Genomic DNA, 16,171 nt, shown 5'->3' on the forward strand with positions numbered 1-16,171 from the left:
CGGTTAGTTATAGTTCGCTGCTCGGACAAAATTACTTTTAACTCCCCAACACTTAAATCAATTCTTTCTTGGTAATTTACTTTCATGCACCACTCCTCAAACTCTCATTGTTATTATAGCATACTTTTAGGGAAATGGTATTAGTTAGGGACCGTTGTAAAACTACACCTCTACTAAAACTTTTTTGGATAGTTCGCTCACAAAAATTGGCTCGAATTCATAAATGCTAGATAACTTTTCCACTAGCGTATTCTCAATGAATTCCCATTGATCGTTAGGTGTATATCCACTCAGACGAGAACGACATACATCTATTAGTTTAGGCTGAATTTCATTTACTTTCAAAAAATTGACAAGTGCATCAATCCGTTCTACGATCGTATCCTCAGAAACTTTCAAATTTTCAGCGACTAATTTATCGGGTTGGATTATACAAAAGTAATACTTCCCATCCATATATTTGACCGACGCATTTCCCCCCCAACAAATACGCAGTTTGTTATAAAGGTTATTAATATAGTCATCGTAAGCCTCTTCTGTAATCTCAACTTCTAAATATTCTCCAGATACGTTGTCACAGGAAAAATAGTCAATATCGATATCGAGAATTACCGATTTATTTAATTTATTTGATTCCTCACTAGAGAGTTCATCTTGAGCATTAAGTGGTGTAATTGTGAAAGATTTGCAATCAGGATTAAACAGGTTATTAAAGTCAACCTTCGATTTTAGTATTAATCTTTTACCTTCTCCCTGATGGGAATAGATATTCAGTTGTTTCTGTCCCTTTAATTTTGGGTCATGTTTTTGACGCAACCAGTAAACCTGACTAAATACTCCTTGATAAATTGCAGGATAGATAAAATTAGCGATGGTTAATTCGCTGTAGGTGAAGTTATGCACCCTTTTTATATTCTTATTTACCGACTTTAGAGAACTATTTAAAATTGGAAGTACCAGATCTGAATGCTCATCTACATGAAGTAGGGTATTCTGATTTTTATTGATCCACCCTTCCGCTACTGCATAATGCCAAATAAAAAATGCTTCATTGTGCTCTTCCATGATATAAAACGGAATCTTAGCCATAGTGATTCTCCTTTTTTGGTAATTGGTAATATACAGTAGATTGCAAGTTTATAGATGACAGTCGATTGACTAGGATTTCACTACACTAATTGAACTACTTAGCAAGCGTGTATTCTATAAACCTGCAATCTGCTGTAATTAAAAGCAGTATCTCCCCAATGAAAAACTACTATAAGAGCAGACAACACAAAAATCCGTGAAATTAGTGTTATCCATTAAATCCCTGTTCGGCAATAATTTCAGTTACCCTGTTGAGGTTCGTCATCAAGAACGCCACGATTGAACATTAAATTAAGTGAGTAATAAGTTTCTGTTGCATTCACTCCTAATTTTTCAAATTCCGCGACGATTTCTGCTACCGTTTTATCGCCTTTTAAAATTGCTTCTCCCAATTCTTTAATCAAAGGACGGTGACGGAACTTGAGCGTTAGAAATCTAGTGGAAAGTTTGAAGCCATCATCAAGATTTTCGTGTTTGAGGTCGCGGCGAAATCTAAGATTCTCATCGGCTCTAATTTCTAAAGGCATCTGCTGAGTTATCATTCGTTCTAAGAGAACTTTGAGGTCGTTAGCAGTTTCAAAGTTTCCTCGATCGTAAACTCGATAGCCATTAGGCCAGCGATCGTCAGCTTTGCAAGGACTAATCAGTTTAACGCTGCGCTCGACCATATTAAACAAAAATCCTGTGACACAAGCAATAGTTGATTGGGCTAACTCATCAGATGCTTCTCCAGCTTTATTTTGCTTTTCCCAGGAACGACCAGCCACTGCTTTATTCATCAGCGACTCCTTATTTTGCATAACTAAACCGACGCGGATTAAATCCTCTGGCGAGAATTCTGCATATACATTTTGTAAAATTTTGAGGGATAGAATAGAGAAGCGATGATAAGAAAAACCCTGAGAGTCTGAGAATTTCAAAAGCGATCGCACCCGTGCTGGATATTTCATGGGTTGGGCAGTCGTCGTTTGTGGAATTGCGCCTAAAATGGCTTGAAAATCGCTGACAAACTGTTCATAATCGGGGTTATCAAGGGGGTCAGTTGCCCAGTAACAAAAGCCAGTACCGGCAGCAGGGCCACAAATTTCTTTAATAACTTCTAACACTTCGCGCCAAAGTTGGGCATTTTCGGCGGTGTAAGTAAAGATATCGCTAAAACGCGGTGCTGAAATCCCGCAAAATGAACAGCCAACAGAACATCCTTTAGTCAGTTCAAAAGCAACAGGTGCATGGAGAATTTGAGCGTTATGAGATTTGCGAATTTCGCTATCTCCGCGTGCAATTTGCCGATCGCGCCACCCCTGAAATCTCGGATCGCTATCCGGCATATTATTGCGCCAGCGAAAAAAATATCGTTCCCGTGCTTTTTCGTAGTCAATGAAACGTTGGAGGGCGATGGGAATTGGAATGTCTTGGGATTGTTGGCTTTTTACAAATTCCGCGTCCCACAACCAGCGAATTTCTGCTAAGGGAATTTTGAGATTGTATTGAGCAACTGTTTGTTCGGGTGCGATCGCCACATTTTTTCTAAATTCTGGATCGGCTTCGTAATATTCCGTAAACCGCTTGATATGGCTGATACTCGTTAATTCGTGCTCGTCTAATTTCATCCACCGCTCGATCGCTTCTTGTTCCAGCGCGTCATCTGATTGAGCCAATTGGGGAGCCAAAGGTAATGTCTTAGCAGTCATTTTCCGAATCCTCTGTGATAGTTTTTCTGATAGTTTTAAACTCAAAACTCTTTTGCTTCATTCCCACAACAATAGAGATGGCAGTAAGTCAGGATAAGCTAGGCGCAGCAGTTGATAACCAATGCCCGCAGTTCCCGTAAATAAACCAGGGCTGTATGTATCGCCTGCCACATTAGCAAATACTTGGAAACACCCCGTTTGTCGGGCGCGAGTTACCGCCCAAGCAGCTTGTTGTTGGGCAATAGTAATTAATTCCGGTCGATTTAAGCGTTTTCCTGCTTCTAGAAATAGCTCGATCCGCCCGAAATTACCACAGCAATAATGGTCGATTTCTTCGGCTTTGACTTGCGGCGTAGCTGCGATCGCAAATTCAATATCTTGCTGAATTTCAGCCGAATTAAGCATTTCCAAACTTCCCAGCCGTGCTAAACCGATTCCTGGCGCACCATGACACCAAGTGTTCGTAAAACTGGGTTCTCCGTTACGGCTGACGGAGTTTCTAAAATCTGGCCAGTTACCTGCTTTTGGTGAGAAAACGCTGCGTTCGTAAGCGATCGCTTCTGCTGCTGCTTCTAGAAATACAACCTCATTGCTGACTTTATATAACCGCAATAAGGCATAAGCAATCCCCGCAGCACCGTGAGAAAATCCTGTTAGTAACTTGCCATCAACGGTTTGCCAAGTTCTGAAGCCGGAGTCGCTAGCAGTGCGGTATTGAAGTAAATGCTTTCCTCCTGCGATCGCTTGTTCTAAAATTGCTGGTTCTTTGGTTACTTCGTAGAGCGCTAACAGTCCTAAAATCGCTCCGGCTGTGCCGAAAGTAACATCAAACTTGCGATCGTCGGCAAATTTTTCTGGTGTTAATAAAGCAGCAGCTTTGGTTGCATCCTCAATTACAGCGCTATTTTCTAGAAATTGGCCAATTCGAGTTAAGCCGTAGATTATAGAACCGCATCCCACAGCACCGCCAATCCCAATTTTTTGCACCATAGCGCGACTAATTTGAGGATTTTGTAAATGCTGACGCAGAGATGCGATCGCTGCTAAAGTTAGTTTTTGAAGTTCTGAATTTCCTTGAATTTTGGCTAAAGCTGATAGAAATATGCCAATTCCACAACTGCCGTCATAGAGCCGATCGCTTACAGGTTCTAGTTGAAAGCGCTGGATCTCCATTAAGTAAACTAGAGCAATCCAACTAGCGCTACCATTGGGAGAATGAAGGGCATTGTTTTGGAGACGTTTGGCGATCGCTTCGGCTTCTCGGACTAACTCTTTTGAATCCAGTTGTGGGACTAAATCGAGCTGGAGTTCTAAACTTGGGCTTAAACTAGAACTCTCGCATTGTTTGGCAATCTGTGCGTAGAGGGAACCGCGAATTAGTCCAATTTGCCATTCTAGGTCATCTGCGCTCAATTGTTGCAATCGAGCGATCGCTAAGTCGATACTTGGTTCGGCAAAGCAGTTTTCAATGGTTTCATTAGCAGCGATCGGCAAAGCATCGCGATCGGCCCAAGCTGTAAATAAGGGAATATCCATATACTCTAGCGCTTGTTTTTCCGCTGCAATCAGCCGCCCAATTGCTCCCTCGCTATTGCGTCGCAAGCTATGAAATTTATCGTTCCAAAATCGCTCTCTGCTCAAGTAATCTAACTGAATGCTGCGATTTGCACCATCTTTCAGAGCCTCTAATTTCAGCGACATTTCTAGTATGACGCAATAAATCTTTGTTGCTCGGAAAGTGAAGCGTACTTGCTGTTCGCCCAGATTCATTAAAGGGCTATCTGCTGTCAAAAGTGCGTCGCGCTGTTCTCGGAGAAACTGGTACATTTGCCGAAACCCAGCGATGAGTTCTTCTAAATAATTGCTGGGGGAAAGTCCCACACCATTTAGATGCGGTATGTTTTTACCAGGTGGCATCGCCTCATAATCCGAACCTAGAACCATGTCATCTTTATTGACGTTCTGCCATTTCGTTACTTTGAAGAGCGTTTCTTGCTGGCTACCACTTCCCAAACCTGAAACGTCAAGGCTTTGCCCTGTGGCTACAAATAGCCATCTAGGAAGTAATCCCGTATCTAATACGGAGCTATACATTTGTTCGTAAGCGAGGGAATAGGCATCTCGATCGGCGGTGCTAACTTCCCCTCGCACGCCATGATTTAAGAGCATTTCTAAATCGATGGGGACGGGATATTCGCCACAAGCAATAATATTTTCATCAAGAAAGTCTGTGCCCTTGAGGACGTAGGCGAGGCAGAGAAACATCCCCATCCGTTGATAGTAGCGACTCGCTTGTGCTTGGTTTTGACAAGGTAGGTGTTCGATAAATTCTGCCCAGCCATAGGTTGAGCGATCGATGATTTTTTGCGGTTTAAAGGTTAAAGGAATATTTTTGTTATTTAACCAATTGAGTAACTGGCTGTAAGCTTTTTCTGTACCGAGGCTTTTGGGTTTGTAAACCAGTTGTAAGCCAGAGCTAAATAGAATTGCGATCGCGGAACGCCCTTGACGGTGGCGATCGGAAAGGTTGGGTTGAATAACTGTAACTTGACCCAGGTCTGTTTCCGGTTGGAAAGTTTGCTGAATTTCACTCCAATCTGAAGCTAATCTTTGCAGAAATTCAGTTGTTGTTTCTACCCATAAGTTTACCAGCGTCCCGGCTAGACGTGCCAATACGGAATACTCTTGGAAAAATGTTATTAATTCTCCGTTCAGCAAGTCTTCGATAAATTGCTTGTATTGTTTGTTAGTATAGGTGACAGTTAATGGCCAGGAGCTAACTAAGGCAGGTTGTTTTTGCTGTTGAAAGATTTTAAATTTCTGAAATAATGCCCGTGCTCCCAAATTTGCTAATAATTCTAGCAGGCTGCGTTCTAAGTTGGCGTGGGCGGCTGCGGTTAGCAGTGAGTAGCTATTTCCGGTGTTCGCGGTTAGTTTTTCTCTGGCGATGTAAACTGAAGACAGCCAAATTTCTTCAAAGGGTAAAGGGCGCAGGGGATTGAGAAATGCTAAGCTGTCTTTGGCGATCGCGCTTCTGGCTTGTAAGCTCTCTTCTAGGGTTTGGGCCCATGCTGGTAAGCGATCGCCCTGAAAGCGAACGTTACTAACAGCATTGCGGGCTGAGTTTAAATCTAAACCTATCTGGCTGAGGTGTTGCTGGAATTTTGCGAAATCTCCTTCAGCTACAACTTGACACCACTGTTTGATTCGGGCATTAATAATCTCTGGGTTCTCGCTAGCTAGATCGAAGGCAAAATCAGGGTTAAGGCGTTCGTCGATCGTGCTAGCTTTTTCAACAATTTTAATTAAATCTTTTTTACAAACTTGCATTTTTTCTAAGTCCTATTGCTAATGGCTAATGGCTAATTGCTAATTGCTAATTGCTAATTGCTAATCCCTCCCACTTACCTTCCCCATCCTTCCCTTCTCCCTCTCTCCCTCTCTCTTTCCCTAGTCCCTAGCCTAAGCGCGCCTAGTCCCTTCTTTTATAATTGCTAATTGCTTATCAAAAGCAGCATTTGTCAACTAAAAGCGGCTATAATTGCCAATACAACAGTTGCTAATTTGATAGAAAAGAGGAAGCAAAACTTATTCAAGTGCTTAGCTTCCTCTTCTTAGACTAGCTCCAGAAACTGCTGTCTAAATCGCATTAAGTGCGAGTTACAAAACCGCAGCCACGGCTACCAGCAATCCAGCAACCGCCACCAGCGACAGCTTCTAATTGTTCTTCAGACAATTCTTCTTCAACAGCTTCCGGAGCAGGTAGAACTAAGTACATCTTAGTAGCTGTTTCTTCTACTACTTCAATTGTCAGATCGTCTGGCACTTGAGTGTTAAACTCTTCAGAAATCACTGCTTTAGGATTTGCTTTGAGTTTTTCGCGGAAGCTGGGATCTTTAAGAGCTTTGATGGCGAGTTGTTCTTCGGCTTCTTTGCGAGTAGACATGATGTTTTTTCCTATTTTAAATGAACTCGTTTGAGTGTTGTCTTTGCGATGTTCGTTCGAGGTTTGATTCTTGCTCGAATCTTTTATCAGAATAACCAGTCCTCCCCAGTACCGTCAATATAGAAAAGTTCAGTAAAACTCAGGACTTAGAAACAAAATTTAATTATTTTGTTAAGTTTAGTCATAAAAACTCTGATAAATTCAGGTCAGGTACACTTTTGTTAGCAAAGAGCCTAAGTTTTAAACCATGAACGTCAGTCAGGCACTAGAATTGGCAGATAATTTGGTGGTGGCTAAAACGGCCAGGCACTTGAGCGACTTGCAAAGGCTTTTATTAGAGGAATTTTGGACGAGGCCAAGTTTGCGCTATGACGAAGTTGCCCAAACTCACGGCTATTCAGCTAGCTATCTCAAGCAAGATGCAGGCCCGAAACTGTGGCGATCGCTCTCAGATGCTTGTGGCGAAAAGGTAAGCAAGGCGAACTTTCGAGCAGCACTAGAGCGAAAATGGTCTACGGTGGGGGAGAAGGGGAACCTATCTTTACCAGAAAACTCAGATAGCGATCGCGCCACCATTGAGGAACAACATCACCCCGCTTTATCAGTAGCAGTTTTAGCCCCGCCCACAAGCTACGCAACTCAAGAGTTATTGAGCTCCCCGGTTGTATCGCCTGACGACAATTTGCTACCCGCACAACTCCAGAGTTATCAAGATTGGGGGATTGCGCCTGATGTTTCCACCTTTTACGATCGCTACGAGGAAATAGCTCAACTTAAACAATGGATTGTAGGCGATCGCTGTCGTTTAGTCGCGATCGTTGGTTTAGGAGGAATTGGCAAAACCTATCTCAGCGTTAAATTAGCTGAACAAATCCAAGATTGTTTTCAATACGTGATTTGGCGATCGCTGCGAAATGCTCCACCACTACAACAAATTTTAACGAGCATTCTGCAATCAATTGCTAATAGTCAAGAAATCGATTTAGCTGCAACAGTCCATGAAAAAATCTCTTGCGCCATCGATTTTTTCCGCAACCATCGTTGCTTGTTGATTTTAGATAATATCGAAACGATTCTACAGGGCGGTGTTTACACAGGTTATTATCAAGAAGGTTACGAAGACTACGGTGAATTTTTTAAGTGTTTAGGAGAGTGTCGTCACCATAGCTGCTTGCTACTAACCACTCGTGAAAAACCGAAAGAAATTTCTATAATGCAGGGGGAAACTTTACCCATTCGCTGTTTGCGACTTCAAGGTTTATCTACCTCCGCAGGTCTGCAACTATTACACCTTAAAGGTTGTTACTGGACATCAGAAAAAGAGGGGTTTGCCTTAGTTGAACAGTATTCTGGGCATCCCCTAGCCTTAAAAATTATTGCCTCAACAATTCGAGAATTATTTGAAGGTAATATTTCGGAGTTTGCTAAACATAACCTATTGGTGATTGACGAAATCCGCACCCTCTTAGAAGAACAGTTTAATCGTTTGACAGAGTTAGGAAAAGCTCTATTTTACTGGATAGCTATTAACTTGGAACCAGTCTCGGCAGACGAATTATATTCGGATATTTCTCCCCTAGTTTCCAAACCTCGGTTAGTTGAAACTTTAAAGTCTTTAGTGCAACGTTCGCTGATCGAACAAATCGGCAGTCAGTTTGTCTTGCAGCCAGTAGTTAGGGAATATGCGATCGGCTCTTTAGTCAAACAAGTTTGCGAAGAGATTGAAACGGGAAACTTTGCGATTTTAAACAGTCATGCTCTGCTCAAAGCTCAGGCAAAAGACTATATCCGACAAACCCAAATCAAGTTTATTCTCAATCCCATTCTGGACAGGTTATTAACAGCATTTAAAACTAAAGCGCGGATTGCCAATCACTTTAAACAATTGATACATGAGCTGCAAATCCAGTCACCGCAATCCCCTGGGTATGCAGCCGGAAATCTGCTGAATATCCTATGTCAAATGCAGATCGATGTCAGCGGCTATGATTTTTCTCATCTCACAGTTTGGCAAGCTTATTTGCAAGGCACAAACCTACATGATGTCAATTTTAAAGGGGCAGATTTAGCTAAATCCGTGTTTGCCAAACAGCTAACCAATGTTTTAGCACTTGCCTTTAGTCCCGACGGCACGCTATTAGCAACCGGAGACGCTAACGGAGAAATTTGCTTGTGGTTAGCAGACGACGGTACGCTGTTGAGAATTTACGAAGGACACGCAGGTTGGGTAAATTCAATTGCCTTCAGCCCAAATGGTAGCTTACTGTGCAGCGGGAGTAGCGATCGCACCGTCAAAATTTGGGATGTAGGAACCGGAAACTGCCTGAAAACCCTCTCAGGACACAATCAACGAGTACGGACGGTGGCCTTTAGTCCTGACGGTCAAACCGTAGCCAGCAGCAGCAGCGATCGCACAGTCCGATTGTGGGACATTCAAAGCGGTTGGTGTCAACAAATTTACGCAGGTCATACCAGTTACGTCTGGTCAATCAGCTTTAGTCCCGATGGCAGAACCCTCGCCAGTGGTAGCGAAGATCGTACCATCAAACTCTGGGACGTTCTCACAGGAGAATGCTTGCAGACATGGCAGGATTCTAGCAGTTGGGTTCGCACTCTCGCCTTCAGTCCTGACGGCAAAACCTTAGCCAGCGGCGGCGGCGATCGCACCGTCAAACTATGGGAAACTAACACGGGAACCCTATTAGCATCACTCCCCGGACACTCCCAACGTTTGCGTTCCGTCGCCTTTAGCCCCGATGGTAAACTACTTGCCAGTGGTAGTGGCGATCGCACCGTCAAAATCTGGGACTTAACAGCAAAGCGTTGCCTGAAAACACTACACGGCCATAGCAGTCGCCTCTGCGCCGTCATCTTTAGTCCCGATGGCAACACCCTAGTCAGCGGTGGCGAAGACCGCACCGTGAGGTTTTGGGAAGTGAGTACGGGTAACTGCAACAGCATTTGGCAAGGTTACGCCAGTTGGTTCCAATCCGTCGCCTTCAGTCCCGATGGCAAAACCCTAGCCAGCGGCAGCGAAGATGGTACAGTCAAGCTTTGGCAAATCAATCGCAACTCCTGTGGCCCTTGCAATCCCATTACCTTACTAGGCCATGCAGGTTGGGTTTGTTCAGTCGCCTTTAGTCCCGATGGCACAACCGTAGCTAGTGCCAGCAGCGACTACACGATTAAATTATGGGACGCTAGCAGCGGTACTTGCCTGAAAACCTTACTAGGAAACCCGCGCTGGATTCGGTCTATAGCATTTAGCCCCGATGGGAAAATGTTAGCTAGTGGTGGTGGTGACAATACCGTAAAATTATGGAACCTTCGTTCTGGCAACTGTTGCGCCACCTGGCGATCGCACGCAGGTTGGTTGTGGTCAGTCGCCTTTAGTCCTAATGGTGCGATCGTTGCCAGCGCCAGCGAAGACAAAACTGTAAAATTATGGTGCGTCCACACAGGAAGATGTTTAAGAACCTTTGAAGGACATAGCAGTTGGGTGCAAGCAGTCGCCTTTAGTCCCGATGGAAGACTATTAGCTAGTGGCAGTTGCGACCAAACTATTAAACTGTGGGATATCGATACAGGTCAATGCCTACAAACCTTTTGGGATCATGTGAGTTGGGTGCAAACAGTCGCCTTTAGTCCCGATGGCAAATTCTTAGCGAGTGGGAGTTGCGATCAAACCGTAAAATTTTGGGAACTTGACAGCGGCGAGTGTTGGCAAACCCTATCGGCACATACAAACTGGGTTTGGGCGATCGCATTTAGTCCCAATGGTGAAATTTTAGCCAGTGCCGGTCAAGATGAAACCATTAAATTGTGGAAAGTCAGCACCGGTGAATGCTTAGAAACTCTTAGAAGTAAAAGACTTTATGAAGGAATGTGTTTGCGGGAATCTACACATTTAACAGAAGCACAGTTAGCAACACTCAAACTTTTAGGGGCATTTGTTTAGACATTGTTAACGGTTAACTGTTAACGGTTAAAGGTTTGCGATTCGGACTAAGTTCTTTTAGGGCTAATTTCAAACGCTGATTCAGAACGATAGAAACACACATCGAATGCCAGAAAAAAATTCATCTGTCCTAAAATTAATGGAGCATTCCTGTTTTGTGTCCAAGCAAAAGCTAGTTCTACCGGAGCAAATTGCTCAACATTTGCCGTTAAAACTAAGGCCCGCGCCTCAAACCTAGCCAAATTTCCTCCTAATGGAACCGAAAGCCTTTGACGTTTCCAAACTGCTCCCAATCTTAACCCGATTTCGTAATGTAAAACATTCACACTAGAACCAGTATCTAGTAATCCTGATACCCTTAGAGATTGGTTTTGGTAAGTTAATATTATCGGTAAATAGGGCATCGTACTCAATGCACCAAGTTCTGAATTTACCTCAGTAAATCTAAATCTAACTTTATCAGCCATGAGTTGCTACTTTTTCCTCTGCAAGTGCTTGCGCCAAAACAACCGCAGCATCAAAAGAATCATACAAACCTTGACTCCCAGTTGTCCCCTGAGTCTCCAAAGGAACTAAACCTGAGTCCTTCAATAATTCAGTCATTAGAAAGTGTAGCAGCAAGAGCTTATCAGAGTGAGATAATGCTTGAATAGTAGGGATAATTTCAGTGAGAGGCATGAGTTCAAGGTTTGATAAATTGGCGTTAAATCTATCCTATCTCAATAATTTATGTTTCGGCACGCGAAAGCCTTACAACCCAGTAGTCCGAGAAATTTCTCTACCGAGAGTGACATCATAGGGATAAATATACTCGCGAACCAACCTACAAGAACCTGACCGTAAATCGTTAACAATACATAACATTAAGCCATCTGCCGAGCCATCAATTGAGCAAATAATCCCGGTTGTTCTATCAACTCCTCAAACTTACCACTTTGTACCACTTGACCAGCCTCAATCACATAAATGCAATCTGCATTACGAATAGTAGTCAAGCGATGAGCTACCACAATTCGCGTTACATCTAACTGTTCCAAACTAGCACTAACAATTGCTTGTGTCCTATTATCCAAAGCGCTAGTTGCCTCATCAAAAATCAAAATTTTTGGTTTCAGTACCAACGAACGAGCAATTAACAAACGTTGTCGCTGTCCCCCTGATAAATTAGTACCGCCTTCAGAAATCACAGTGTGCATTCCCATCGGCATATTTTCAATATCCTCTCCTAACCCGGCCATTTTTGCTGCTGTCCAAGCTTCATCCATAGTCACTAATGCACCGCCAGAAATATTTTCAAACATAGATGCACTATTAATCCGACCGTTTTGTAACACCACTCCTAACTGACGGCGAATTGCAGAAATATCTAGACCATCTAAATCTTGACCGTCATAATAAATTGTTCCATCTTCCGGCGTTTCAAATCCTAAAAGTAACCGAATAATCGTAGATTTTCCGCTACCTGACGGGCCAACAAGGGCGATAAATTCTCCAGCTTTAGCTTCAACTGTAACCTGATCGAGTGTGAGCATACCATCCGGGCGGTAGCGGAATGTCACCCGGTCTAATTTCACCCCCCCATTTAGCCTACCGGGATCTGTTTTATTCAAATCGATTTCCGGTTCTGCTTCTAAAATCGGTTTTGCCCGTTCCCACAGCACCGTTATTTCCAATATCTTAATAATCGTATTACTAAGGCTGGTAGTCCCCGTGATAAAAATCGCAAAAGCGCTATTAAATGCCAGGAATGTACCAGTAGAAAGTGTACCTTTTCCTTGTACAATCAAATTAACTGCTAAGAAATAGAGGAGCATCGAGCTTAAAATTGGTAAAACTGTATTGAATATCGCGACTATATCTTCAAGCACTTCTGTACTCAACATCAATTGAAGTTGCTCTGTGTATTTTCTCGTCCAGTAAGCAAAGGCACGGTTCTCTGCTCCTGCTACTCTAAGTTTAGAAACACCTCCAATTAATTCCACCGTTAAGCCAAAAATTTCCCCTTCTAATTCTTGCAAAGGACGCATTTTTCGCTGAGTGAGTAGTCCTGAGATCAATGTCACCATCACGCTGAGAATGCCCACTCCCACAGCTATGAAGGCTAAACTACTACTGTAAACAAATAGTAATCCCAAATTTAACAAAGAGAAGAAACTATGAAACAGAGTTCCCAAGACACTGCCGGTCAGAATTTGCCGAATTTGGGTAATAGCTGAAACTCGTGATTGCAAGTCCCCGGTTGAATATTGGCGGAAAAAAGAAACTCGTAGTTTCAGTAACCGATCCCAAAAAGCGGTTTGCAAAGCTGAATTAGAAAGACTTTGAGTTCTTAAAGTGACAAATCCTTCAGCTAATTCAAATATAGTTTTGCCAAAACTGGTTGCTAGCAAAGCCAGTCCAATTTGCCATAGTAGCCCGCGATCGGCATCAGGAATTGCATTATCAACTAGAATTGCAGTAGCTTGGGGAATAACCATTCCTAACAGAGTGGCAATTACTCCAGCAAGAATGAGAATTGCGATATCTCGTTGCAGACCCTTGGTGGCAAACTTGATAATTTCTAAAGAGTTAAGAGTTTGTTCTGGAAAGGGTCGATAGAAAGTATAGGCAACCGGATCTAGTTCCTCAAGAATTTCTGAGGTTAAAGGTAGACGTTGCTGTTGAGTTGGATCGAAAACCTCATATTTGCCTCCTGGTACCGGCAACAAGGCAACTGGTCGTTTATCAGCCTCCATATAGCCTAAAATAGCCCCACAGTCTTGCCGCCACCAGCGATCTTCAAGTAGCACTCGCCGATAACGAATTCGGGAAGAACGAGCAATTGCTTCTAAGGGGTTTTTTAGTCGCTCTAAATTTTCTGAACGGGCGGGAGGACGAATTTCTATGCCCATAGCTCGACCAACTGCCCCAGCAGCGATTAATAAGGGGGTTCCTTCCTGAAAAAATTCTACTGTTTTGGGTTTGAGAATTGATACTAACTTAGTAATTGCACCTTGGGTACTTTGTTGGTTGAGGCGTTGACGCTCTTGAAATAGGGCAAATTTAGCATTAATTTCTTGGTTCTCTAGTTGCTCTAAGTGGTAAAGAAAGTCACTGTGGAGTTGATGGAGAAAAGGAGCAATCTGGACTCGATCTTTGAGCGTGTCGTTCGGCTTGAAGGGGATATTAGTGCCTGCAAATACAGAGGTAAGGTGAGTATTCCATGTATCTAGGAGCTGTCGGCAGGCTTCTCGCTTGTCATCAACTTCAGACTCTGCAAGTTGAACGATCTCAGTCATGCTTGACTCGATTAATGTCGCTTCTTCAACGGCAACTGCTATAATTTGATAGGGCGTTTCCCCAGCTTTTACCACTCCAAATAGGGCATTACCAGCACAGACACTAAATAAGTAGCGACGGGCTCCTGTGGGAACTTTATCAACAACTGTTACAGCAAATATCGCTAGGGTTCCCGACTGAATTAGCCAGACGATATTAGAATTATCTAAAACCAGAGGGTCATTTCCTTTGACAACTTTTTGTGAGGCTTGAGCTGTTGTTAGATCGTTGTTGATTCCCATCTTCTTGTCTATCCAATTTTAGGAATGCTGTCTCAATGTTAGTCTATTGGCTATCATCCTACCCTCATTAGGGTCAAGTTTAGATAAAGAGTTTAACAAAACTTTTATTTCTAAGTAATTCAGGAACTATCATATTTTAAATCAAAAGTCAAGAGTAGATTTAAAATCAAAGTCCACTAGAAGCTGAGCTATTGGTGATGGACTACTGTACCGATCGCTTTTCTAGAGCTAATGACACCTGAAAATTACAAAACTGTAATCAAACTTCGGGTCAAGTTGTAATCTAGGGATTGCTTAATCAAGCTATTCTAAGTTGCAGTCATAGGAGCGCGTAGAGTATGGATAGCAAGAGCGAAAAAGCCTTAGAACTGGCAAAAAGCGAAGTAGATACCACCTTCACTCAAGAGCAAGTTGCAGAAATGCTGGTAGTAGCGATCGCGCGGAACCCAATAGTATTTGAAGAGGGAGAATTCAGTGAAGATGAACTAGAAGCCGTCGCTTAAACATTCTTCCTTCTCTCCTAGATAACTAAATTTTTCTTCCTTCTTCCTTCTTCCTTCTTCTTAAGACTGCGTAAGTCCTATATGTTATACTCACTGGCAAATTGATTTTTAGCAATTGCAAATCTTGGGAAAATGTCTCTATCCCTTCGCACCGACATCCTCACCCGTTATGGCGCAACTCCCTTAGAAATAGAGGAATTACTCGCCTACAATCACAATGTGTTCGCACCACTTGAATTTGACTCTTTGCCTACCTTTCCCCTCCTACCTGAATCCTATCTGACAGCGTGGGAAATTTACCTAACTGAAGCAGAGGAGAAGGGGGTATTTACCACTTTGCGATCGAAACTCGTACAGTTACAATTCCCCATACTCGCTGGCATCAGTGAAATAGAAAATTATCGGTTAGCAACTCGGAAGGGTTATCCCACAGTGGCAATGGCGGAAGCAACAGGGTTAGTCTTACAACAGCCAGAAACATTAAAGTTGATTCTCCATGAAAGTTTGGCGGGCAAAATTCCGATTTTAATTGCGGGATGCCGCGAAGATTTTGTCAGCTTGGTGCAAGCACTTATCCATCGCAATGAACCTCAATCTATTCCTAACTCAATGGGTGCTGTGATGGTGGCAGGATACAATAATTGGGAGCGCATCCGTAGCTATCGAATTGAGTGGGAATCTCAACAAATGGAAATGATAACAGAGGCAGCATGGCAAGCTGAGTTCAAGCAGTTAATTCCCCAAAAAGATCGCTATCAAGATCGGTTTATTATTTTGAGTCCAGGGGGTTATAGTGGATTGGCAGCCTCAGATATGGGAATGAGTGAATCAGAGTGGTTGCCGATCTCTGTTAAGATTCGTTTAGAACATGAATGTACTCATTATTTTACGCGCCGACTTTTAGGCTCAATGCGGAACAATTTGATGGATGAGTTAATTGCAGATTATCGAGGTATTATTGCTGCTAATAATGGTAAATATCGGGCTGATTGGTTTTTGCAGTTTTTAGGATTAGAAGCTTATCCAGAATATCGACAAGGTGGCCGGATGGAAAACTATCGCGGTGAACCACCTTTGTCTGCGGGCGCTTTTCAAGTATTGCACGCTTTAGTCAAAGATGCGGCCGAGAATTTAGAACATTTCCACACAAATCATCTTGAGGATTTATCAAGTGTTGTCAATCAAGGGAAGTTTCTAATCGCATTAACTCGTTTAACCTTGGAAGAATTAGCAAATACAGAAAGCACGGTTTTATCTGAATTGGTAATTGGTAATTGGTAATTGGTAATTGGTAATTGGTAATTGCTAATTGCTAATTGCTAATTGCTAATTGCTAACTTCCCCATCTTCCCTATCTTCCCCATCCTCCCCATCTCCCCCATCTCCCCCATCTCCCCCATCCTCCCCATCTCCCCCATCTCCCC

Annotated in this window: 10 protein-coding genes; 3 read left to right on the top strand and 7 right to left on the bottom strand. The window is 42.9% G+C overall.

The window, feature by feature from the left end; genetic code table 11:
- Nucleotides 1–162: 162 nt before the first annotated feature.
- From PN499_RS19950 to ospA, 4 genes are all read right to left on the bottom strand, one after another.
- Entirely contained in the window at nt 163–1,089 is a 927-nt protein-coding gene (locus tag PN499_RS19950) for a peptide arginase family protein (protein WP_272033921.1), read from the bottom strand.
- Between the two features lie 239 nt (nt 1,090–1,328).
- Entirely contained in the window at nt 1,329–2,780 is a 1,452-nt protein-coding gene (locus PN499_RS19955; protein ID WP_272033923.1) for a radical SAM family RiPP maturation amino acid epimerase, read from the bottom strand.
- A 57-nt stretch (nt 2,781–2,837) separates the two neighbouring features.
- Nucleotides 2,838–6,110 (bottom strand): type 2 lanthipeptide synthetase LanM family protein, encoded by a 3,273-nt coding sequence (locus PN499_RS19960; protein WP_272033925.1) that lies wholly within the window; start codon nt 6,108–6,110, stop codon nt 2,838–2,840.
- A gap of 319 nt (nt 6,111–6,429) precedes the next feature.
- Nucleotides 6,430–6,726 carry a proteusin family RiPP peptide OspA gene (gene ospA, locus PN499_RS19965; RefSeq protein ID WP_272033927.1) on the bottom strand — a complete coding sequence of 99 codons (297 nt, stop codon included), beginning with the start codon at nt 6,724–6,726 and terminating at the stop codon, nt 6,430–6,432.
- Nucleotides 6,727–6,973: 247 nt separating this feature from the next.
- Here ospA and PN499_RS19970 point away from each other — a divergent pair, with 247 nt between their 5' ends.
- The gene (locus tag PN499_RS19970; protein WP_272033929.1) at nt 6,974–10,684 is read left to right on the top strand and encodes a WD40 domain-containing protein; all 3,711 of its coding nucleotides are present in this window, start codon (nt 6,974–6,976) and stop codon (nt 10,682–10,684) included.
- A 47-nt stretch (nt 10,685–10,731) separates the two neighbouring features.
- Here PN499_RS19970 and PN499_RS19975 read toward each other — a convergent pair whose 3' ends face one another.
- From PN499_RS19975 to PN499_RS19985, 3 genes are all read right to left on the bottom strand, one after another.
- The gene (locus PN499_RS19975; protein WP_272033931.1) at nt 10,732–11,151 is read right to left on the bottom strand and encodes a hypothetical protein; all 420 of its coding nucleotides are present in this window, start codon (nt 11,149–11,151) and stop codon (nt 10,732–10,734) included.
- The gene (locus PN499_RS19980; RefSeq protein ID WP_272033933.1) at nt 11,144–11,362 is read right to left on the bottom strand and encodes a hypothetical protein; all 219 of its coding nucleotides are present in this window, start codon (nt 11,360–11,362) and stop codon (nt 11,144–11,146) included. Before PN499_RS19980 ends, PN499_RS19975 begins: the two co-directional genes overlap by 8 nt.
- Nucleotides 11,363–11,547: 185 nt before the next feature.
- Nucleotides 11,548–14,244 (bottom strand): NHLP bacteriocin export ABC transporter permease/ATPase subunit, encoded by a 2,697-nt coding sequence (locus PN499_RS19985; protein WP_272033935.1) that lies wholly within the window; start codon nt 14,242–14,244, stop codon nt 11,548–11,550.
- 338 nt (nt 14,245–14,582) lie between these two features.
- On the opposite strand from PN499_RS19985, the gene PN499_RS19990 reads away from it, so the two are divergent.
- Together PN499_RS19990 and PN499_RS19995 are read left to right on the top strand one after the other, a co-directional pair.
- Nucleotides 14,583–14,747, top strand: coding sequence for a hypothetical protein (locus tag PN499_RS19990; RefSeq protein ID WP_272033937.1), 165 nt, complete (start codon nt 14,583–14,585; stop codon nt 14,745–14,747).
- Nucleotides 14,748–14,879: 132 nt separating this feature from the next.
- Complete coding sequence (locus PN499_RS19995) at nt 14,880–16,028, top strand: DUF7005 family protein (RefSeq protein WP_272033939.1); 1,149 nt, start codon at nt 14,880–14,882, stop codon at nt 16,026–16,028.
- Nucleotides 16,029–16,171 lie beyond the last annotated feature (143 nt).

It is taken from the genome of Kamptonema animale CS-326 (genome assembly GCF_028330895.1).
GTDB lineage: Bacteria > Cyanobacteriota > Cyanobacteriia > Cyanobacteriales > Microcoleaceae > Kamptonema > Kamptonema formosum.